Annotated in this window: 20 protein-coding genes; 16 read left to right on the forward strand and 4 right to left on the reverse strand. The window is 44.2% G+C overall.

What is annotated here, in order from left to right; translation table 11 throughout:
- Positions 1-104: 104 nt before the first annotated feature.
- The 14 genes from LU279_RS07935 to LU279_RS08000 all read left to right on the forward strand — a co-directional run bounded on the left by LU279_RS07935 (position 105) and on the right by LU279_RS08000 (position 15,447).
- Complete coding sequence (locus tag LU279_RS07935) at positions 105-911, forward strand: MBL fold metallo-hydrolase (protein WP_274422036.1); 807 nt, start codon at positions 105-107, stop codon at positions 909-911.
- Between the two features lie 210 nt (positions 912-1,121).
- Positions 1,122-2,564 (forward strand): L,D-transpeptidase family protein, encoded by a 1,443-nt coding sequence (locus LU279_RS07940; protein ID WP_274422037.1) that lies wholly within the window; start codon positions 1,122-1,124, stop codon positions 2,562-2,564.
- 223 nt (positions 2,565-2,787) lie between these two features.
- Positions 2,788-2,997, forward strand: coding sequence for a helix-turn-helix transcriptional regulator (locus LU279_RS07945; protein WP_274422038.1), 210 nt, complete (start codon positions 2,788-2,790; stop codon positions 2,995-2,997).
- Positions 2,994-3,788, forward strand: coding sequence for a DUF3169 family protein (locus LU279_RS07950; protein ID WP_274422039.1), 795 nt, complete (start codon positions 2,994-2,996; stop codon positions 3,786-3,788). Before LU279_RS07945 ends, LU279_RS07950 begins: the two co-directional genes overlap by 4 nt.
- 173 nt (positions 3,789-3,961) lie before the next feature.
- On the forward strand, positions 3,962-5,134 hold the full coding sequence (gene cbiD / locus LU279_RS07955; protein WP_274422040.1) for a cobalt-precorrin-5B (C(1))-methyltransferase CbiD: 1,173 nt from the start codon (positions 3,962-3,964) through the stop codon (positions 5,132-5,134).
- Positions 5,131-5,889 carry a precorrin-4 C(11)-methyltransferase gene (gene cobM / locus LU279_RS07960; RefSeq protein ID WP_274422041.1) on the forward strand — a complete coding sequence of 253 codons (759 nt, stop codon included), beginning with the start codon at positions 5,131-5,133 and terminating at the stop codon, positions 5,887-5,889. The genes cbiD and cobM overlap by 4 nt, the downstream gene beginning before the upstream one ends.
- A gap of 13 nt (positions 5,890-5,902) precedes the next feature.
- On the forward strand, positions 5,903-7,060 hold the full coding sequence (locus LU279_RS07965) for a cobalt-precorrin 5A hydrolase (protein WP_274422042.1): 1,158 nt from the start codon (positions 5,903-5,905) through the stop codon (positions 7,058-7,060).
- Positions 7,053-7,784 (forward strand): precorrin-3B C(17)-methyltransferase, encoded by a 732-nt coding sequence (gene cobJ, locus LU279_RS07970; protein ID WP_147599625.1) that lies wholly within the window; start codon positions 7,053-7,055, stop codon positions 7,782-7,784. Before LU279_RS07965 ends, cobJ begins: the two co-directional genes overlap by 8 nt.
- A complete protein-coding gene (gene cobK, locus LU279_RS07975) occupies positions 7,777-9,756 on the forward strand; it encodes a precorrin-6A reductase (protein WP_274422043.1) in 1,980 nt (659 codons plus the stop codon). The genes cobJ and cobK overlap by 8 nt, the downstream gene beginning before the upstream one ends.
- Before the next feature lie 15 nt (positions 9,757-9,771).
- Positions 9,772-11,148, forward strand: a complete 1,377-nt coding sequence (locus LU279_RS07980; RefSeq protein ID WP_274422044.1) for a cobyrinate a,c-diamide synthase — start codon at positions 9,772-9,774, stop codon at positions 11,146-11,148.
- A gap of 4 nt (positions 11,149-11,152) precedes the next feature.
- Positions 11,153-12,145, forward strand: a complete 993-nt coding sequence (gene cbiB, locus LU279_RS07985) for an adenosylcobinamide-phosphate synthase CbiB (RefSeq protein WP_274422045.1) — start codon at positions 11,153-11,155, stop codon at positions 12,143-12,145.
- Positions 12,146-12,239: 94 nt separating this feature from the next.
- Entirely contained in the window at positions 12,240-13,283 is a 1,044-nt protein-coding gene (locus LU279_RS07990; RefSeq protein WP_274422046.1) for a pyridoxal phosphate-dependent aminotransferase, read from the forward strand.
- Positions 13,284-13,285: 2 nt separating this feature from the next.
- Entirely contained in the window at positions 13,286-14,809 is a 1,524-nt protein-coding gene (locus LU279_RS07995) for a cobyric acid synthase (protein WP_274422047.1), read from the forward strand.
- Positions 14,806-15,447, forward strand: a complete 642-nt coding sequence (locus LU279_RS08000) for a precorrin-8X methylmutase (protein ID WP_274422048.1) — start codon at positions 14,806-14,808, stop codon at positions 15,445-15,447. Before LU279_RS07995 ends, LU279_RS08000 begins: the two co-directional genes overlap by 4 nt.
- On the opposite strand, the gene pdxR is transcribed toward LU279_RS08000, so the two are convergent.
- Complete coding sequence (gene pdxR / locus LU279_RS08005) at positions 15,444-16,808, reverse strand: MocR-like pyridoxine biosynthesis transcription factor PdxR (protein WP_274422049.1); 1,365 nt, start codon at positions 16,806-16,808, stop codon at positions 15,444-15,446. The genes LU279_RS08000 and pdxR overlap by 4 nt on opposite strands.
- A gap of 104 nt (positions 16,809-16,912) precedes the next feature.
- Between pdxR and LU279_RS08010 the strand changes: the two genes are divergently transcribed.
- Together LU279_RS08010 and LU279_RS08015 are read left to right on the forward strand one after the other, a co-directional pair.
- A complete protein-coding gene (locus LU279_RS08010; protein WP_274422050.1) occupies positions 16,913-17,779 on the forward strand; it encodes a pyridoxamine kinase in 867 nt (288 codons plus the stop codon).
- Positions 17,780-17,834: 55 nt separating this feature from the next.
- Positions 17,835-18,413: a GIY-YIG nuclease family protein gene (locus LU279_RS08015; protein WP_274422051.1), complete on the forward strand. Its 579-nt coding sequence runs from the start codon at positions 17,835-17,837 to the stop codon at positions 18,411-18,413.
- A gap of 57 nt (positions 18,414-18,470) precedes the next feature.
- On the opposite strand, the gene LU279_RS08020 is transcribed toward LU279_RS08015, so the two are convergent.
- From LU279_RS08020 to cobI, 3 genes are read right to left on the reverse strand one after another with little or no spacing between them, the layout of a single operon-like run.
- Entirely contained in the window at positions 18,471-19,202 is a 732-nt protein-coding gene (locus LU279_RS08020) for an ABC transporter permease (protein ID WP_274422052.1), read from the reverse strand.
- 11 nt (positions 19,203-19,213) lie between these two features.
- A complete protein-coding gene (locus LU279_RS08025; protein ID WP_274422053.1) occupies positions 19,214-20,056 on the reverse strand; it encodes an ABC transporter ATP-binding protein in 843 nt (280 codons plus the stop codon).
- Positions 20,049-20,747: a precorrin-2 C(20)-methyltransferase gene (gene cobI, locus LU279_RS08030; protein WP_274422054.1), complete on the reverse strand. Its 699-nt coding sequence runs from the start codon at positions 20,745-20,747 to the stop codon at positions 20,049-20,051. Before cobI ends, LU279_RS08025 begins: the two co-directional genes overlap by 8 nt.
- Positions 20,748-21,322 lie beyond the last annotated feature (575 nt).

The raw sequence follows: 21,322 nt of genomic DNA on the forward strand, positions 1-21,322 counted from the left end.
AAAACAGCAGCATATAAAACGCAGACAGATCATTTTTGCAGTGGTCTGTCTGTTTTCTTTTAAAAAAATAGTGTATAATGATAAAAAAACAAGGAGGAGAATTTGTGAAGATCATAACGCTTATAGAGAATACACAGGGAGAAGAAAGTTGTGCTTCTGAACATGGGCTGTCTTTTTATATAGAAACAGAGAAACATAAAATTCTGGCAGATACCGGAGCTACCGGAGCCTTTGCGGAAAATGCAGAAAAGCTGGGAGTAGATCTCAGCTCCGTTGATACGGTAGTTTTAAGTCATGGTCATTATGATCATTCAGGCGGGATTCTTACATTTACAGAAAAGAACCATCATGCAAGGATTTATATGCAGCAAAAAGCAGCAGGAGATTTTTATCATGGAGAAAGATATATTGGTATTGACAGACAGATTCCTGATCTGCCTCAGGTAGAGATGCTCCGGGGAGATAAAGTTCTGGACGGGGAGCTTTCTCTTTTTTCTAACATTACAGGAAGACGGTGTTTTCCGCAGAGCAATTTGGTCCTTACCCGGAAAAGCAATGGAAAAGAGCGGCAGGATACCTTTGATCACGAACAGTGCCTGGTCATAAAAGAGGGAAAGGAGCAGGTTCTGATCTCGGGCTGCGCTCATAACGGTATTTTAAACATACTGGGCAGATACCGGGAAATTTATGGAGGAATGCCCACCAGAGTCATCAGCGGTTTTCACATGATGAAAAAAACACCTTATACAGAGGAAGAAAAACGCCTGATCCTGGAAACGGCAAAAGAACTGGCTGAGTATGAGACGGTTTTTTATACAGGACACTGCACCGGAGATGAGGCGTTTGCTCTGATGAAACCTGTTATGGGTAAAAAACTGGAAAGGCTCAGAAGCGGTCTGCAGGTAATGTAAAGTTCTGTGTAGTTGCTGTCTGCCGGTCATTATTCTGTAAGGCAGGTTTTGTATATAGGCAAAATACTCAGATATACAGGATAAAATCAGAGATTACAGACAGCTGTTACCTGTTATATACAATAAAAAAGGAGATTCTGTTCTGGAGGGAATAGAATGCCGGGAAGAAATCATAAGTTTTAAGTACAGAAGATGTAGAGGAACAGAATTATGGACAAAAAAATCAGAATGAGCAGGAAAACGCTTAAGATCATTCTTGCCATATGCCTGACTGCGGCAGTTGCCATTACAGCAGGATTTTTTATATACATATATATTGTTGACAAAAATACTCTGGGCCGGGAAATCCGGATTTATCAGCAGGAGGTTTCCGGACTGACTGTAGATGAGGCACAGAAAAAGATTATGGATGCTTTTGCCGACAGAGAGCTGACTTTTTATGAAGATGGAAAAGAGGTTTACCGCGTACCTATGAGGGAACTGGGTTATTCTCTGGACGAAAATGTTCTGAATGCTCAGCTGACAGCCATTAAACAGGAAAGAGATGCGGAAAGACAGATTATAGCGCATCCTGTGAACTTCCGTATCGGATATCAGATACAGAAAGATCAGGAAAAGGAAAAAACAGCGCTTTCTGCTTCTCATTTTAATAATAAAGAGAGGACAGCTTCTGTCAGCGCGTCAATTGTCTACGAAGAACAGCAAAAGCAATTTGTTATGGTAAAGGACGTGCAGGGAGATCAGATTGATGAAAGTCGTCTTATAAGCCATGTAGATCAGGTCCTTGATACCACTTTCCCGGAAGATCTTCTGGGCAGTGAGATTAAAATAGAAATGGGACCCTCTGTTTATGTTCAGCCGGAAACAGTAGTGTCAGATGAACTGCAGAAAAAGCTGGATTCCCTGAACGGTCAGCTAAAAAAATATCGCAGCACTACAGTTACTTATACCTTTGGCCCGGCAACAGAGGTTCTGGATTCCGCTACGATCAGTTCCTGGATCAGAATAGAAGGAGAAAAGATCAGTATTGATGAGGAGGCGGCAAAAGCCTGGGTACAGCAGCTGGCAGCAGATTACGATACCATTTATGTGCCCCGTACCTTCCGGACTTCTTACGGAAATGACATTACAGTATCAGGAAATGAGTATGGTTTTCGCATTGACCAGGAGGCAGAGCTGAAACAGCTTCTGGAAGACCTGAAAACAGGAACCGCTATTTCCAGAGAACCGGTTTACAGCATCCGGGGACTTCAGAGAAACGGAAGGGATGATCTTGCAGGAAGTTACATAGAAGTCAGTCTGGATAATCAGCACCTGTGGCTTTATAAGGACGGAACTCTGGTAACAGAGACAGATATTGTCAGCGGAGCTCCTACACCGGAGCGGGAAACATATCGTGGAGCCTGGCCTATTCCTTATAAGGCAAGTCCCTTTAACCTGACCAGTGATGTATATGGATATGATGTAAAAGTAAATTACTGGATGCCTTTTGTTTACGGACAGGGGCTTCATGATGCCCCCTGGCAGTCTTCTTTCGGCGGCAACAGGTATAAAACCGGGGCGGGAAGCCACGGGTGCGTAAACCTTCCTACAGATCAGGCTGCGTTGATCTACAATACAATTGAAAGCGGATATCCGATCATTCTGTATTAATTAACATGAAAAAATAATTTGTGGAGCTTGTCTTCAGACAAAAGTCCCCCTGGATTCATTGTGGATTCGGGGGATTTTTTGACAATAAAAGTTGTCATTTTTGTATTGACAAATAAAGTTGTCAATAGTATCATGAGGATGACAAGAAAAGTTGTCAAACCACTCCGCGGAAAATAGAAATAACTGGAGGATTTACCATAAACAGCAGACAGGAGATGATAATGTGCCGTTATATAATAATCTGAAAGAACATCGTACAGCTTTGGGGATCAATCAGACAGAGCTTGGGAAACTGGCAGGAGTTTCCAGGCAGACAATAAGTCTGATCGAGAGAGGGGATTACTCTCCCTCTGTAACCCTTGCTCTTAAACTGGCCCGAATATGCCAGGTGACAGTAGAGGATATTTTCAGTTACGAGGAGGATGAATTATGAAGACAAGAAGAAAGAGGAACACAAAAGTAAAATATACCTTAAAAATGCTGATGTGGATGCTGGTTGGCACTGCCGGAGGAGCTATGTTTGCTGTTTTGGGTATGCGGACAGAAGCTATTGGACAGTTTTTTGGGGGGATAGTGACCGGAATACAGAAAATCATGATTCTTCTGGTGATCCTGATTACCGCTGTTGGAATCATTGGAGGAGAGTTTTTTCTGAAAAAAATGAAGCAGCTCACAGAGAAGCTTGTAAGTGCAGAAGACGAGGAATATGATTTTTTGCAGTATGAGGAAGAAAAGGCAGGAGCCTGGGGAATGAATATCAGCACACTTACTCAGGGATTGTCAATATTAATTATTTCAGCAGGATATTCCGGCGAATATCTGTCAGGCTCTTATAAGACAGGTTTTTATTATATGATATCTCTGGTTATTTTTCTTGTGTGCTTTGTTTATGAAGGAATCTGGCAGATGCGTTATGTAAAAGTAATTCAGGATTCCCGACCGGAATTTGCAGATGCGGATCCCTCATCCATGGGATTCCATAAAGAATGGCTGAAGCGCTGCGATGAGGCGGAAAAAGAAGTAATCTATCAGAGCAGCTATCATACTTATATGATGTTGGCAAGGCTTATGCCGCTGCTCCTGGTGATCACCATGCTGGCTAATCTTCTGTATGATACAGGCATTCTGGCAGTGATTGTAGTTGTATTACTGTGGAGCTTTTCTACATTATACTATACAAATTCCTGTGTGACTATGCGCAAAAAAAGAGCAAAGAGGTTCTGAATGTCCTTTTGCTGTAGTAATAAATCCCGTCCATAAAAAACAACAGTTATTGAGGATATATTCCCAGAAGCAGGGGGTATATCCTTTTTGTGAAATCTCAATACATCTGCTAGAAAAATTGACTTTTTACACGCAAAATAATATAATAAAAGGCGTTAATAAGGAGGGAATTTATGGCTCATAAAACCGGTCTGGAAGATTATTATATCACAAAAAATAATAAAAAACTCCGCTTTGGCTATACCACGGGTTCCTGCGCGGCGGCAGCAGCAAAAGGTGCGGCAGAAATCCTCCTTGGAGGGAAAATGCTCCATGAGATCAGCCTTATGACACCCAAGGGAATTCTTCTGAATCTGGAGCTTCTTGATATTCAGAAAGAAGAAAACGCAGTTACCTGCGCTGTGCGAAAGGATGCCGGAGATGATCCGGATACCACAAACGGGATTCTGATATATGCCACAGTGGAAAAACTCTCCGGTGAAGCCATGGAACCCCGGATTGTTATTGATGGAGGAATCGGTGTTGGCAGAGTGACAAAACCAGGACTGAAACAGGCGGTAGGCGAGGCTGCGATCAATCCGGTTCCAAAAGCCATGATCCTCAGATCTGCGCAGGAGGCCGCAGACAGATTTGATTATGAAGGCAGACTGAAAATTACAATCTCCGTACCTGAGGGAGAGAAAATTGCCGGTAAAACTTTTAATCCCAGACTTGGGATCAAGGGCGGTATTTCTATTCTGGGAACTACAGGAATTGTGGAACCTATGAGTGAGAAGGCGCTGATCGACAGCATCCGGATAGAAATGAGCCAACACGCAGCAATGGGCGAAGAGTATATTCTTGCAACTCCCGGAAATTACGGTGCGGATTTTTTAAGGGAGCATATGACGCTTCCTTTTGAGAAAAATATTAAATGCAGCAATTATGTAGGGGAAACCATTGATATGGCTGTGGATATGGGAGTTAAGGGGATTCTTTTTATTTCCCATATCGGCAAGTTTGTAAAGGTTGCAGCAGGGATTATGAACACTCATTCTCACAGTGCGGACGGGAGAATGGAAGTTCTTTCAGCAGGGGCCATCCGCGCGGGGGCTGACCTTGACTGCGCAAAAGAGATTCTGAACTGCAATACCACAGACGAGGCGCTTGCTGTTCTGGACAGGTATGGGATTCTGAAAGAAACCATGAAAGAGATCACGGATCGTATCCAGTTTTATCTGGATCACCGTTCCTATGACCAGATCCTTCTGGGTGCTGTGATTTTTTCCAGTGAATACGGATATCTGGGGCAGACAGAACATGCGGCAGAATTAATTAAAAAAATATCCAAAGGAGAAAACAGATGATACATTTTGTAGGAGCAGGACCGGGAGCACCGGACCTTATTACAGTAAGAGGAAAACAGTATCTGGAGGAGGCTGACGTGATCATTTATGCAGGATCTCTGGTAAATCCCCAGCTTCTGGAATACAGTAAAGATGTATGTACGATTTACAACAGCGCAAAAATGACGCTGGAAGAAGTAATTTCTGTTATGGAAAAGGCGGAAAAAGAAGGAAAGACAACGGTTCGTCTTCATACAGGAGATCCCTGCATTTACGGAGCGATCCGGGAGCAGATGGATATTCTGGATGAAAAAGGAATCGCCTATGATTCCTGTCCGGGTGTCAGCTCCTTCTGTGGAGCGGCCAGCGCTCTGAATCTGGAATATACACTTCCGGATATTTCTCAGAGTGTGATCATTACAAGAATGGAAGGCAGAACGCCGGTTCCGTCCAAAGAGAGTATTCAGTCCTTTGCGGCACATCAGGCATCTATGGTGATTTTTTTAAGTACAGGTATGCTGGAAGAGCTTTCAAGAAGACTGATCGAGGGCGGCTACAGAGAAGATACTCCGGCAGCTATTGTATACAAGGCAACCTGGCCGGACGAAAAGAAATTTATCTGTACGGTAGGAACTCTGGCAAAAACAGCAGCGGATAACAATATTACAAAAACAGCGCTGATGATCATTGGGGATGCGGTAAATGCAGCTCATTATGACCGCTCCAAATTATATGACCCATCGTTTACAACAGAATTCAGAAAAGCCACAAAATAAAACGGAGAAAAACATGAAGCTTTCCATAATCTGCTTCAGTCTTACCGGACTGGAAACAGCCAGCCGGCTGAAAACAGAGCTTGAGAAACAGGGACACAGGGTTTTACTTGCGTCAAAAAGTAAATATTTAAAGGATTCCATTAAGGAACCGGTATCAAAATGGACGGAAAGCCGTTTTTCTTCTGATGACGGGATCCTGTTTGTGGGAGCCTGCGGGATTGCTGTGCGCAGTATTGCACCGTATGTGGCATCCAAAAAATCAGACCCGGCGGTGCTTGTGATCGACGAGTGCGGAAAGTTTGTGATTTCTCTTTTGTCCGGGCACCTTGGCGGGGCCAATGAACTTGCCCTTACCGCATCGGAGATTTTGAAAGCCCAGGCGGTTGTGACAACTGCAACCGATCTTCATGAGCGCTTTGCAGTGGATGTTTTTTCAAAAAAGAACGGCTGTGATATTGTGAATATGACTGCTGCAAAGGAGATATCTGCTGCGGTTCTGGCAGGAGAGAATGTTGGTTTCTACAGTGAATTTCCCTGGACAGGAAAACTGCCCAAGGGACTGATCCTCTGTGACAAAGAGGGTAAGCCTGTAAGTCCGGATGATAAAAAAAGAATACTGTCCCCATACGGACAGGGTATGGAAAAACAGGAAACGGTAAATTCCACAGGGGAAGCTCTGTCAGGGGAATGTGTCGGAGAACAGGCGGTAAAGCTTGGAATTGCAGTTACTGTCCATGAATCCTGCAGGCCTTTTTTGTCTACAGTCCAGGTGATTCCGAAGGTTGTTACTCTGGGTATGGGCTGCCGTAAAAACAAGGATCCGGAAGGAATTGAAAAAGCTGCGGACAGCTGTCTGATCCAGGGAGATATTTTTCCTCAGGCAGTGGAGAATCTTGCAAGCATTTCCATAAAAAAACACGAGCCGGGACTTCTGGCTCTGGCAGAAAATAAAAAGATCCCTTTTCTTACCTTTGAGGGAGAAGAACTTATGAAGGTACAGGGAGATTTTACCCCGTCAGCCTTTGTAAAATCTGTAACAGGCGCAGATAATGTCTGTGAAAGAAGCGCTGTGCTGGGGGCAGCAAAGGGGAAACTGATAAAAAGAAAATCCGGAGGCGACGGTGTTACCACTGCTTTGGCGCTCCGGGAATGGGAGGTACATTTTGAATAAAATTTATGTAGTTGGAATCGGACCGGGAGGTTGTGACCAGATGACCGGAATTGCCATGGAAGCGTTAAAGGCCAGCGATACCATTATTGGGTATACGGTTTATGTAGACCTTGTAAAGGATACTTTTCCGGACAAAGAGTTTCTTACCACTCCGATGAAAAAAGAAGTGGATCGCTGTGTCCTTGCTTTTGAGGAGGCTGTAAAGGGCAAAGTGGTTTCTATGATCTGCAGCGGAGATGCAGGCGTTTATGGAATGGCAGGCCTTATGTACGAGGTTGGTGTAAAGTATCCTCAGGTGGAGCTTGAGATTATTCCAGGTGTAACGGCTGCTCTCGGTGGAGCTGCGGTCCTTGGTGCACCGCTGATCCATGATTTTTGTCTGATCAGCTTAAGCGATCTTCTGACTCCGTGGGAAAAAATTGAGGCGCGCCTTCTGGGAGCGTCCCAGGCAGACTTTGTGATCTGCCTCTATAATCCTTCCAGCAGAAAACGTCACGATTATCTCCAGAAAGCCTGTGATCTGATGATGCAGTACAAATCTCCGGAAACAGTGTGCGGTACAGTTTCCATGATTGGAAGAGAAGGCGAGGAATACCATCTTATGACACTTAAAGAACTCCGTGATACAAAGGTGGATATGTTTACTACTGTGTTTGTGGGAAATTCCCAGACAAAAGTGATCAATGGAAAAATGGTGACTCCAAGAGGATATCGGAATGTATAAAGTCATTGTGTTTGCCGGCACAACAGAGGGCTATGGACTCTGCCGTTTTCTTGCGGAAAACCAGATTCCGGTTCTTGGCTGTGTTGCTACAGAATATGGGGCAAAATCTCTTCAGGAAGGAGAGTTTCTTCATGTTCATGCCGGTCGTCTTACAGAGCCGGAGATGGAAGAGCTTTTAAAAAAGGAAGCGCCGCAGCTTGTACTGGATGCCACTCATCCCTATGCGGCAGAGGTGACGGAAAACATCCGCACAGCCTGCAGTAGTATCGAGATTTCCTGCATACGGGTTCTGAGGAACAACAGTGAGCATCAGCAGGCGGTTTATGTAGAAAGTACCGAGGATGCCGTCCGATATCTGAAAGAAACTGACGGTAATGTTCTGCTTACTACAGGAAGTAAGGAGCTGAAAGCTTTTACGGAAATTCCGGATTATGAGAAACGGATTTTTGCAAGGGTGCTGTCTCTTCCCTCTGTAATAGACGCCTGCAGAGAACTGGGATTTGAAGGAAGGAATCTCATTGCCATGCAGGGACCTTTTTCGGAGGAAATGAATCGGGCCATGCTCAGACAGTATGACTGTCGTTATCTTGTAACAAAAGATTCCGGCAGAGCCGGCGGATTTCTGGAAAAAATCCAGGCAGCTATTTCCTGTGGAGCAGTTCCTGTGATCATTGGAAGACCTTCCGGCGATACAGGAATTTCTCCCGGAGCGTGCAGACGTATGCTGGCAGAGAAATTTGGTTTTACATATCGGCCTCATATTACGCTTCTGGGGATTGGTATGGGAAGCAGAGAAACTCTTACCATTCAGGGAAAAGAGGCTGTGGAAAAGGCAGATCTTATTATTGGCGCCAGAAGAATGGCAGACGCAGTTCGCCTTCCACACCAGGATGTTTTTTATGAATACAGAAGCAATGAGATCGCACAGTATATTGCGGAACATCCGGAATATGAGAGAATTGTCATTGCGCTTTCCGGTGACGTGGGATTTTACAGTGGAGCAAAAAAACTTCTTGACCTTCTGGGGACAGATACAGAGGTGATCTGCGGGATTTCTTCAGTTGTGTATTTTATGGCAAAAATCAGTCTTTCCTGGGAGGATGCAGAAATTGTCAGCGCCCATGGAAAAACCTGCAATCTTGTGTCCCTGATCCGGAATCACAAAAAAGTGTTTGCTATTTTGGGAACTGCTGACGGAACAGCGCAGCTTGCCCGTAAGCTGACTTCTTATGGAATGGGACAGGTGCTTCTTTATGTGGGGGAAAATCTTTCCTACAAAAACGAAAAGATTTTTATGAAAAAAGCCTGTGAACTGACAGAATATCAGGGAGATGCTTTGAGTGTGGTGTGCGCATATAATGAACAGGCGGAACCTCTGCTTTCCACCCATGGGGTTGAGGATGAAGCTTTTATCAGAGGGAAGGCTCCCATGACAAAATCGGAGATCCGCATGGTTTCTCTTGGAAAGCTGAAGCTGAAAAAAGATTCTGTCTGCTATGACGTAGGGGCAGGGACAGGCTCCGTTTCCGTGGAAATGGCTCTCAGAGCCTGCGAGGGAAGAGTTTTCGCAGTTGAGAAAAAAGAAGATGCCCTTATGCTTTTGCAGGAGAACAAAAAGAAGTTTGCTCTTGATCATATGGAAATCGTTGCAGGAACGGCTCCGGAGGCGTTGGAAGAGCTTCCTGCTCCTACTCATGCGTTTATCGGAGGCTCTTCAGGAAATCTGAAGGAAATTGTAAGGCTGCTTTTGAAAAAAAATCCACAGGTTCGCATGGTGATCAACTGCATTACACTGGAAACGGTAAGCGAAGCAATGGAATGTATCCGTGAACTGGAAGCGGAGGATGCTTCTGTTTCCTGGGAAACTGAGGTTGTTCAGATGGCGGTCTCCCGGTCAAAGTCAGTGGGACGCTATCATATGATGATGGGAGAAAATCCTATTTATGTGATCACCATTCAGGCTCATAAATAAAAGGAGGTACGGTCCATGAAAATACCGAGAATACTTCTGGCAGCAGGAGCCAGCGGAAGCGGGAAAACGCTGATCACCTGCGGACTTTTACAGGCGCTGGTAAACAGGGGACTGAAAACAGCTTCTTTTAAATGTGGTCCGGACTACATTGATCCCATGTTTCACAGCCGGGTGATTGGAACAAAATCAAGAAACCTGGATACTTTTTTTACATCACAAGAAACCACCAGAGGGATTTTTCAGAAAAATGCCTCTGACTGCGATATTTCTGTAATGGAAGGAGTTATGGGATATTATGACGGCGTAGGCGGAACCACTACAAAGGCAAGCGCCTATGATCTGGCAGAAACAACCCGGACTCCTGTGGTTCTGATTGTAAACAGCAAAGGAATGAGCGTTTCTCTGGCAGCCTATATCAAAGGTTTTCTGGAATACCGAAAGAACAGCGGCATCAAGGCAGTGATTTTTAATCAGATGTCGCCTATGTTGTATCCCAGAATGAAGACGCTGGTGGAGCAGGAGCTTGGGATTTCTGTTCTGGGTTATGTGCCGAAGGTGGAGGACTGCGTAATCGAAAGCCGCCATCTAGGACTGGTGCTTCCAGATGAGATTCCGGAGTTGAAGAACAGACTTTTGAAGCTTGCAGAAGTGCTGGAGAAATCTTTGGATATAGACGGGATCCTGAAGCTTGCCCAAAGTGCACCGGAGATGGAAGAGGTTTCCCTGACAGCAGAATATATCCTTGAGCAGCCTGTAAGGCTCGGAGTGGCAGAGGATGAGGCTTTTTGCTTCTTTTATGAGGATAATTTTAACCTGTTAAAAGAAATGGGAGCAGAGCTTGTCCGATTTTCGCCTATACATGATAAAAAGCTTCCGGAAAATCTGGATGGTATTCTGCTGTACGGGGGGTATCCTGAGATGAACGGAAAAGAACTGGAACAGAACCAGTCTATAAAAACTGGGATCAGAGATGCCTTAAATGGAGGAATGCCCTGTATGGCAGAGTGCGGAGGCTTCATGTATCTTCATGAAGAAATGGAGGATATGGAGGGACGATTCTGCAAAATGGCAGGTGTGATCCCGGGAAAAGTGTTCCGCACGCCAAGGCTTTCACGGTTCGGGTATATTATGCTGACTCAGCAGAATCCGGTTCTGGGAGAAAAAGCCCTTGGCAGGATTCCTGCTCATGAATTTCACTATTTTGATTCAGAAACCTGCGGAACGGATTTCCGTGCAGAAAAACCGGAAAGCATCAGAGGATGGGATTGTATTCATGGAACGGATACTCTGATGGCCGGTTTTCCACATCTCTATTATTATGGGAATCAGAAGGTGCCGGAGGCATTTCTGAAAAAATGTCTGGAATATAAAAAACAGAGACACAGCCGGTAAACGGATGCTGTGTCAGGAAGAGGAAATTTTGCTTTATCATACCATTGCCCTGACAGCAGGGTTTTTACTTGATCTTCTGATCGGAGATCCAAGATGGCTGTACCATCCGGTATGTCTGATCGGAAATTTGATTGCTGTACTTGAAAAGGGAATCAGAAGAATATTTCCAAAAACACAAAAAGGAGAGCTTTTGGGAGGCTTTCTGGAAACAATCCTGGTTTGTGTATTATCTTTTGGGATTCCGGCAGTGATCTTATCTGTTTTGTACCGGAATATTCCGATACTGGGATGCGTGCTGGAAACTTTCTGGTGTTATCAGCTTCTTGCAACAAAATCCTTAAAGGATGAAAGCATGAAAGTACATGACAGACTTTTAAACGGAACCATAGAGGAAGCAAGGTATGCGGTATCTATGATCGTGGGGCGTGATACAAAATCCCTTACAGAAGAAGGGGTTACAAAGGCAGCTGTGGAAACAGTGGCAGAAAATTGCTCTGACGGTGTGATCGCGCCTATGATATACATGGCTGTGGGCGGAGCCCCTCTGATGTTTCTTTATAAAGGTATTAACACTATGGATTCCATGCTTGGCTATAAAAACGATAAATATCTTTATTTTGGAAGATGTGCGGCAAAGCTTGATGATGTTGCCAATTATCTTCCGGCAAGAATTTCCGGATGGCTGATGGTAGCGGCATCTTTTTTCGCAGGAATGAATGGGAAAAATGCTGCAAAAATATATAAAAGAGACAGAAGAAATCATGCAAGTCCAAATTCTGCCCAGACAGAAGCGGCAATGGCGGGAGCCCTTGAGATTCAGCTTGCAGGAAATGCATATTATTTTGGAAAATTATACGAAAAACCCACCATTGGAGACAGTCTGCGTCCGGTAGAAACGGAGGATATCATAAAGGCAAACAGACTGATGTATGCCACTGCGGTATTGAGCCTTGTAATCTGTGCGGGTTTGCGTCTGGCATTAGAGGTTCTGTTGTAGGCATATGGGATTTCCGAAAGCTGCGCAGCATAAGATATCGGAGTGGATTTTGCAGTAGAAAGATGGGAACAGTAGACATACAGGAGACAGAAATATGAAACACGTACATGGAGGAAACATATATACTTATCAGAACTGCATGGATTTTTCAGCCAACTGTAATCCCCTTGGCACACCGGAAAGTGTAAAACAGGCAGTAAGAAACAGTCTGGACAGAGCAGGAGATTATCCTCAGGTAGGCTATGCGCCTTTAAAAGAAGCCCTGGGAGAGTACGAGGATATGGAACCCCGGCATATTGTCTGTGGAAACGGAGCAGCGGAGCTTATTTTTTCGCTCTGTCAGGCAGTACGCCCCAAAAAGGCTCTGATCCCTGTACCCACATTTGCAGAATACGAACAGGCTCTTACAAGTGTGGGGTGTCAGGTGGAACATGTGCTTCTCAGGGAAGAAGACGGCTTTTGCATGCAGGAGGACTTTATTGACCGGCTTCACGGAGATCTGGATATGGTGTTTCTCTGCAATCCCAATAATCCTACAGGAATCCTTACAGACAGGGAAATTCTTTTTCATGTGCTGAGACGGTGCAGAGAGCTGGGAATCCTTTTAGTGGTGGACGAGTGCTTTCTTGACTTTGTAAAAGAGCCGGGAAAATATTCCCTGAAAGCTCAGCTTTCCAGATATCATAATCTTTTTATCCTGAAGGCGTTCACAAAGCGCTATGCTATGGCGGGGATCCGGCTGGGCTATGGTCTCTGCGAAAATGAAGAACTCCTGGAAAAAATGTCTCAGGTCACGCAGCCCTGGAATATTTCTGTTATGGCAGAGATGGCAGGGATTGCTGCTCTGAAAGAAGTTTCTTATGTGGAAGAGGGAAGAGAAACAATATTTAAGGAGGCTCCTTACCTGAAAAAAGGTCTGGAGGAACTGGGATTTACTGTGTATCCTTCTGAGGCAAATTATATTTTTTTCCGGGGAGAGCCCGGATTATTTGAAAAAGGGATTCGAAACAGAGTGATCATCCGGGACTGCAGCAACTATCCGGGACTGACAGAAGGTTTTTACCGGGTTGCGGTGCGTACACATCAGGAAAACAAGACGCTTCTGGAAGCTCTGAAAAAAGGTCTGGAGGGAGAATAAATATGGCAAAAGCAATTATGGTACAGGGTACAATGTCCAATGCAGGAAAAAGCCTTCTTGCTGCAGGACTGTGCCGTATTTTTAAGCAGGACGGTTACCGGGTGGCGCCCTTTAAATCACAGAACATGGCTCTGAATTCTTTTATTACAGAGGAAGGCCTTGAAATGGGAAGAGCGCAGGTGATGCAGGCAGAGGCGGCAGGAATTGCTCCTTCTGTTCTCATGAATCCTATTCTTCTTAAACCTACCAATGATGTAGGCTCTCAGGTGATCGTCAATGGCGAGGTACTTGGAACTATGAGCGCCAGAGACTATTTTAAATATAAGAAAAAACTGGTACCGGATGTGATGAAGGCTTTTGAAACTCTTGCTGCAGAAAATGACATTATTGTGATCGAAGGTGCAGGAAGTCCGGCGGAGATCAATCTGAAATCAGAAGATATTGTAAACATGGGTATGGCAAAAATGGCAAAGGCTCCGGTTCTTCTTGTGGGAGATATTGACAGAGGCGGTGTATTTGCCCAGCTTTATGGAACGGTAGAGCTTCTGGAGCCGGATGAACGGCAAATGGTAAAAGGCCTGATCATCAATAAGTTCCGTGGTGATAAAACGATTCTTGATCCGGGTGTGGAAATGTTGGAGGAAAAATGCCGTATTCCGGTGGTAGGCGTTGCGCCTTATCTTGATATCCAGGTGGAAGATGAGGATAGTCTTACAGACCGGTTTGACAGAAATCAGGAAATTGGTCAGATCGACATTGCAGTGATCCGTGTGCCAAGAATTTCCAATTTTACGGACTTTAATCCGCTGGAAAGTATTCCTGGTGTGTCTCTTCGCTATGTAAAGAATGTTTCTGATCTGAAAAATCCGGATGTGATCATGCTGCCGGGAACCAAAAATACTATGGAGGATCTTCAGTGGCTTCGGGAAAGCGGAATGGAGGCTCTTATTTTAAAGGCTGCGGCAAAAGGTACGCTGATTTTTGGTATCTGCGGCGGATATCAGATGCTTGGAGAATCTTTAAGTGATCCTTATAAGGTAGAAGCAGGAGGAACCATGAGAGGAATGGGACTTTTGCCAATGGATACTGTATTTGCAGAAAAGAAAACCAGAACTCAGGTAATAGGAAAATATCTGGACATGGAGGGGGACTACCGGGATCTTAGCGGTGTAGAATTTACCGGCTATGAGATCCATATGGGAGAAAGCACCTGGAAGTCCGGGGCAAAGGCCAGTACCTGGACAAAGGATGGAGTGACAGGACAGGAAAAAACAGAAGGAACTGTTTTTGAAAATGTTTGCGGTACCTATGTACATGGGATTTTTGATAAAGAGGAGTCTGCTCTTGCTCTGATCCGTGCAGCCGGAAAGAAAAAAGGCATTGACGTATCTCAGATGGAGGGAGTGGATTTTGCTGCTTTTAAGGAAACTCAGTATGATATTCTGGCGGCAGAGCTTCGGAAACATCTGGATATGAAAAAAATTTATGAGATTTTGGAAGAAGGAACAGGAGGAACAGAAGAATGAAGGTCCAGCTTGAAAATGTAAAGCCTATGGATATTGAAAAACGAAGCTTTGAGATCATAACAGAGGAGCTGGGAGATAAAAAATTGATTCCGGGAACAGAACTTGTGGTAAAAAGATGTATTCACACCAGCGCAGATTTTGATTATGCGGACAATCTCTGTTTTTCTTCTGAGGTGATCGAAAAGGCTATGGCAGCCATAAAAGGCGGAGCCTGTATTGTAACAGATACCCAGATGGCAAAATCGGGAATCAACAAACGTGCTCTTGCTCGGTACGGAGGCGAGGTTTACTGCTTTATGTCGGATGAGGATGTAGCGGAGGCCGCAAAAAAGAATGGCACAACAAGAGCCACTGCCAGTATGGATAAGGCAGCAGCTCTGAATAAAAAACTGATTTTTGCCATTGGGAATGCACCCACAGCTCTTGTGCGTCTTTATGAACTGATCCAGGAAGGAAAGCTGGATCCGGAGCTGATCATCGGCGTTCCTGTAGGTTTTGTAAATGTGGTTCAGTCAAAAGAACTGATCATGGAGTCAGGAGCGCCCTATATTGTGGCGCGGGGACGTAAGGGGGGAAGCAATATTGCAGCCTGTATCTGCAATGCCTTGCTTTACATGATCGATAACCGGAGAGATTAAAAACTGTGGATTACCTGCTTCAGAAGCTCACAGGCAGGGCGAAAGTCTCCTGTGGGCATGGAGGAGCAGGAAAGCAGCAGAGTTATGGCAGACTGGTCTTCCTTCAGGATACTCAGGCGCAGTCCCAGAAGTCGCGCTGCTTTTTTTATGGATGCTCCGTCTGTCTGACAGGGAAGCGTAAGGGCAAGACTGGTTCCGGCTGCTCCGATCTGAATACTGCAGTCTGCTCCAAAAGTTTCTTTGACAACGGTGAGAAGCTCTTTTTGTTTGGCAGAATACAGACGTTTCAGTCGTCGGGTCTGAGCAGAAAGATGACCGTCCCGGATAAACTGGCATAAAGCGATCTGTTCCGCCTTGGAGGCAGTTTGATTATAGCATTCCGCCTTTTTGCGGTAGGCTTCAGAAAGTTCCGGTGGGAGGATCATAAAACTTACACGGATCGAAGGCAGCAAAAGTCTGGAAAAAGAACCCATGTATACAACCTCGTGTCCTCCTGACAGACTGAAAAGAGAGGGCGTGGGTTTTTGCAGGTAAACAAATTCGTTTTCAAAGTCATCTTCAATGATCAGACTTTTGTGGGCTGCGGCATATCGGATCAGTTCCAGCCTTCTGGAAACAGGCATAATCTCACCCCATTTCGTCATGTGAGCAGGGGAAACGTAAATCACGTCGCTGTCCTTGTTGCGGTACTGGATCCGGAAACCAAAATCTGAGAATACAGTGCTGCCCTGGACAAAAGAAGGGGTGGGAAACGATACAGTCTTTTTGTCCTGGATCAGAGGGCAGAGTATCTGCAGAAGACTCTGGACTCCTGCGCCAACCACAATATCATCAGGAGAACAGGCGATATTTCGTTTTTGGTAAACATAGTCAGAAAGAGCCTGACGAAAATCTGCTTCCCCCTGAGGTTCTCCGTAAGTAAGCAGACGTTCATTCTGTCGCAGTGCGCTTTTCAGATATCTCTGCCACAGATCAAAGCGAAAGCTTTCCCGATCTACACCGGAGGAAGAAAAGTCATATCGGCAGGGAGGAAGAGAAGATTTTTTTGTCTGGCGGGGCAGAGGGTCTTTCATGGCAATATCAGTGACATAGTAGCCGCTCTGGGCTTTTGAGATAATGTAACCTTCTGCCGCAAGCTGGAGATATGCGTTTTCTACAGTGGTGCGGCTCAGCTGAAGTTCCTGGGAGCATTTGCGCAGAGAGGGCATCCGGCTTCCCGGAAGAAGCTTTTGCGCTGCGATCAGATCTTTGTAATGGTGGTAAACCTGAAGATACAGGTGCTCCGGACTTTGGACATCCTGTGAAAAATGAAAAACCTGATTTTTTTTCTTTTCTTTTGTTGCAGTCTGTTGATTTATCATAAACTGTCCCCTTAAAAATAAGCAAAATTGGTTGTTTTTTGAAGATGCAAGTTGATGATATTCTATAGCACAGCAAAAGAAAATGCAAGTTAAGGAGAGAAATTTTGAAGAAGATTGCTGTTTTAAACGATTTATCCGGTCTGGGAAAATGTTCTCTGACAGCGGCAATTCCTGTAATCTCAGTGATGGGGGTACAGGCCTGCCCGCTTCCAACTGCTGTTTTAAGTGCTCAGACAGGGTTTCCGTCCTATTATTATGATGATTATACAGAGCATATGGAAGAGATCATGGATCAATGGAAAAAAATGAATTTTCATCCGGACGGAATTTATACAGGATTCCTGGCTGGGGACGTTCAGGCAGAAATGGCTCTGAAATTTATAGAAAGATTTGCAGATGAAGATACCCGAATACTGGCAGACCCGATTCTTGGGGATAATGGGGCTGCGTATCCGATTTATACAGAATCGCTTTGTAAAAAAATGCGTCAACTTGCAGAAAAGGCAAGCGTAGTTACTCCAAATCTTACGGAAGCTCTGCTTCTTCTTTATGGAAAAGAGGAAATGCATAATCGGTGGGAGTATCTGTCCGGTCTGGAAACAAAAAAATTTATGATTGAAATTCAGAAAATCGGACAGAAGATTGCAAAAGGTTTTCATACAGAAGCAGTGATCACGGGAATTGATCTTTATATAGATGATCCGGGTAAAGCTGTGGAAATGGCTAATCTGATCGTAAATGACAGATGTCAGTCCTGGGTTACTTCAAAAAAAGAAGGAGGAAGCTATTCCGGTACCGGAGATCTTTTTGCCTCTGTTTTAAGCGCCGGTATGGTAAAAGGAATGGATACTGTGAAAACTGTAAAAAAAGCAGTAAAATTTCTTTCCGGGGCAATCCATGATACGGTTCTTGAGGGAACCGACCGGAATGAGGGAGTATGCTTTGAAAAATATCTGGGAGAGTTGTTGTAAAAGCAGAAATGTATGGGGAGAAGTGTGAAATATATTTCAGAGGATAAGGGATGATATGGATTTATCAGAATACGGCAGAGAAATATTGAAAAAGATACCAGAAACGGTCAGTATAAAATCTCTGGATCCCGGACAGGTGATTATGTACCTGGCTCTGGGAATCCTGGGAGTGTTGGCATTTATCACGATCATACGGCCTGTGGCATCTTTTTTTATGGACAGGAGAAAAAGGAATAAGATTATTTCCAAAGGAATGTTATTCTGGAAAGATTTCGAAAAAAACTGGATCAGTTCCTGGAGAGGGGGAAAAGGAACTTCAGGATATAAGTATCAGGACGGTCCCGGTTGTTATGTGATCCTTATTTATGATAATCAGCCCAGGGGGCGAGGGTTTCGAAGATATAAGGATGTTTATGTAGGACAGTCCATTCATGTGTATCACAGAGTCCACTCGCATTTTAACGGAAAAGGAAACGGAGACGTATATGCCGATATCAAATATGGAAGGCAGGCATATGTAAGAATACTTCCCTGTTCGGAAAGAAAACTGAATAAAAAAGAGAAGCATCTTATCAGGATCTTCCGTGCGGAAAAATCCTATAACCGTACAAAAGGCGGCGGGGTAAGACGCTGACAGAATAAAAGCAGGAATACCCGGAACCGTAAACGGAGTTATTCCTGCTTTTTTAAACTAAATATTTTTTTTCTTATAAATGAACCAGGAGGCTCCTGCTGTAAAAACAAAAAGATAAAGAAGCAGGATTCCGATTCCGGTAAAGTTTACTTTGCCGCCGCCGGAAATGGTGCGGATCATCTGACTTGTCTGGGACAAAGGCAGTGCGGCTACAATATCACCCAGAATGCCGGGGATTTTTTCCATTGAAAAAAAGGTGTTGCACAGATAGGCCATCGGCATGATGATGTAATTGGAAAAACGGGGAACATCTGCATGGTTTTTTGCCAGAAAGGAAACCACTACTCCGATTGCGGAAAATACAGCGCCGTTTAAAAACATTATAAAAAATGACCATCCATTAAAAATCAGTCCTGTTTCAATGGGCATGGTAAGAATTAAAATAATGCTTCCTGCATACAGACCACGGAGACTGCCGCCAATGATCTGCCCGGCAATAAACTGCCAAAGAGGTGTAGGGGAAATCATAACCTGGTCAAAAGCTTTTTCGTAAAGACGCTGCACGTTCAGATTCTGGGCAATAGCATTAAAACTACCGTTCATGGTGGTCAGCGAAACTACGCCGGGAATCAGAAAGTTCAGATAAGGTTCTCCGTGGGACATAGTTTGGATCCCCATGCCGAAAACAACCAGATACATAAGAGGGGCTATCATGGCTGCAAGGGTGATTTTATAAAAATCTCTTCGAAACTCCACCCACTTTTCCCATAAAATTGTAAGTATTCCCATGATATTCTCCTTTATGAAGGGGACAGGTGTCTGCCTGCCCGTTCTACAAACACATCTTCCAGAGTTGTTTCACGAAGCGTCGCCTGACATGACAGGGAAGAAAGAAAATCAATGGCTTCCCTGCGGCTGTGGAAATAATGGCTTCTGGTACATTCGGCGGAAGTTTCATCCACTGTATATTTTCCAAGGCTGTCAATCAGTCCTGAAGGAGTATTTACCTCTTCCAGTTTTCCGTGATCCATAAGAGCTACACGACCGCAGAGCGACTGGGCTTCTTCCATATAATGAGTAGTAAGAAGAATCGTAAGATTTTTGCCGTTCAGCTGACGCAGAAGATTCCACATCTGTCTTCTGGAAAGAGCATCCATACCTGCGGTGGGTTCGTCCAGAAGCAGTATTTCGGGTTCTGTAAGAAGCGCCCGGCAGACCATAAGCTTGCGTTTCATTCCTCCGGAAAGCTTGCGGACAGTACGCTTCCGGAATTTCAGAAGATCACAGAACTCCAGAAGCTCTTCTGTACGGCGGCGGATTTCTTTTTTTGACATAAAATACAGTCGTCCCTGATATTCCATGATCTCATCCATGTTCATATCCTGGCGCATGGAATACTCCTGGGTGATCACGCTGATTTTGCGTTTCAGATCAGGTCTGTTTCTGGTAAGCACCTGCCCGTCAATAAGAATTTCGCCCTCTGTGGGAAGAAGAAGGGTGGACAAAAGACTGATGGTGGTTGTTTTGCCTGCTCCGTTGGGTCCGAGAAGTCCGAAAAACTCACCGGATTCAATTTTAAGATCCAGATGATCTACAGCAGTAAAGCTGTCAAAGGTTTTTGTAAGATTTTTTGTTTCAATCATGTGAGTTTTTCTTTTCTTTGGCAATGATCAGAGAGTAATAGCCTGCATCGTCGGGAATTTCTTCTACACTGTGATAAATATGCTCATTTTCCATACCGCAGTTTTCTACCATCATGACATCATGATTGCTCTGGGCAAGAATTTCTTTTACCTGATTTATTTTTCTTCCGGATTTCATCAGTATGTAATTGCCGGATTCGGTTAATGTACTGTCCAGACGATGAACAGCGGGGACAATATGAAGCTGCTCATTCCACTCGGAAAGAGGAATGTTCAGACGTGCCGCTGCAGCGCAGAAAGATGTAATGCCGCTGACAAGCTCTGTGTGATAACCGTCTTGCTCCACACGTTTCTGAAGATAAGAAAAGGTGGAGTACACACAGGGATCTCCCAGAGTCAGAAAAACAATATTATTTCCCTGTTCCAGATGAGCTTCCAGTGTCTGAGCTCCTTTTGCATGATTTCGTTCCAGTTCTTCCGGATCGTGGGTCATAGGCATATAGATGGGAAGAAGTTCTTTTTCTGAGAGCTCCGGTACTGCCTGTACTGCAATTTTGTAGGCGACAGTATCTTGTGGATCAGCCCCCGGTACAGCAATGATTTTATTCTCACGGATCAGGCGCGCTGCTTTCAGTGTCATCAGTTCCGGATCTCCCGGTCCTACGCCGACGCCGTATAAAGTTCCTTTCATATCGTTTCCTCCTTGTAATTTGCAAAATTTCTTATATTATACAGAAAAAAAGATAAATTTGCAATTGGAGATAAATTGAAAACCGGAGAAAGGGTAATATTTATGCTAAAGTTTATATTTAATATTTGACTTTCAGCCGAATTATAAGAGTAAAATCTATTGTTATGTGTTGTTTGCAATCAATTCTCTGAAAGAATGATTTCCGTTTGTGTTGTGCAAAATGAAATTCCACTACGGCTTAGAAGCGTGAGATTTACTCTTTCATGTTACGAAAATTGTTGTTTTGAAAAAATGTACAGGTTGTTTTGATAAGTTTTTGAAAAATGTTGTTTTAAAGTTTTTGAAAAAACAGTTGACAGAAGAGGAAGAACGTGGTAGATTAATCTAGCTGTCGTAAAGAAATGATTCTTTTGAAGAAACAATTTGAAAAACTTTGAAAAAAGTCGAAAAACTTATTGACAATCATTTCTGAGTGTGGTAAAGTAAACAAGCTGTCAACGAGAGAGCGAATTACCTGACAACACATCGAAAAACATCAAAAAAACTTGAAAAAAGTTCTTGACAGATGAAAAGAG

Origin of the sequence: Blautia sp. XA-2221, from assembly GCF_028767025.1 — a bacterium.
Lineage (GTDB): Bacteria > Bacillota > Clostridia > Lachnospirales > Lachnospiraceae > Blautia_A.

Coding starts and splice junctions, on each gene's coding strand:
- cobK (WP_274422043.1), top strand. CDS start 7,777: ATGTATAAAGTCATTGTGTTTGCCGGCACAACAGAGGGCTATGGACTC.
- LU279_RS07965 (WP_274422042.1), top strand. CDS start 5,903: ATGAAGCTTTCCATAATCTGCTTCAGTCTTACCGGACTGGAAACAGCC.
- cobM (WP_274422041.1), top strand. CDS start 5,131: ATGATACATTTTGTAGGAGCAGGACCGGGAGCACCGGACCTTATTACA.
- LU279_RS07950 (WP_274422039.1), top strand. CDS start 2,994: ATGAAGACAAGAAGAAAGAGGAACACAAAAGTAAAATATACCTTAAAA.
- LU279_RS08000 (WP_274422048.1), top strand. CDS start 14,806: ATGAAGGTCCAGCTTGAAAATGTAAAGCCTATGGATATTGAAAAACGA.
- LU279_RS08020 (WP_274422052.1), bottom strand. CDS start 19,202: ATGGGAATACTTACAATTTTATGGGAAAAGTGGGTGGAGTTTCGAAGA.
- LU279_RS08015 (WP_274422051.1), top strand. CDS start 17,835: ATGGATTTATCAGAATACGGCAGAGAAATATTGAAAAAGATACCAGAA.
- LU279_RS07980 (WP_274422044.1), top strand. CDS start 9,772: ATGAAAATACCGAGAATACTTCTGGCAGCAGGAGCCAGCGGAAGCGGG.
- LU279_RS08025 (WP_274422053.1), bottom strand. CDS start 20,056: ATGATTGAAACAAAAAATCTTACAAAAACCTTTGACAGCTTTACTGCT.
- cbiB (WP_274422045.1), top strand. CDS start 11,153: ATGCTGTGTCAGGAAGAGGAAATTTTGCTTTATCATACCATTGCCCTG.
- LU279_RS07995 (WP_274422047.1), top strand. CDS start 13,286: ATGGCAAAAGCAATTATGGTACAGGGTACAATGTCCAATGCAGGAAAA.
- LU279_RS07990 (WP_274422046.1), top strand. CDS start 12,240: ATGAAACACGTACATGGAGGAAACATATATACTTATCAGAACTGCATG.
- cobI (WP_274422054.1), bottom strand. CDS start 20,747: ATGAAAGGAACTTTATACGGCGTCGGCGTAGGACCGGGAGATCCGGAA.
- LU279_RS07940 (WP_274422037.1), top strand. CDS start 1,122: ATGGACAAAAAAATCAGAATGAGCAGGAAAACGCTTAAGATCATTCTT.
- pdxR (WP_274422049.1), bottom strand. CDS start 16,808: ATGATAAATCAACAGACTGCAACAAAAGAAAAGAAAAAAAATCAGGTT.
- cbiD (WP_274422040.1), top strand. CDS start 3,962: ATGGCTCATAAAACCGGTCTGGAAGATTATTATATCACAAAAAATAAT.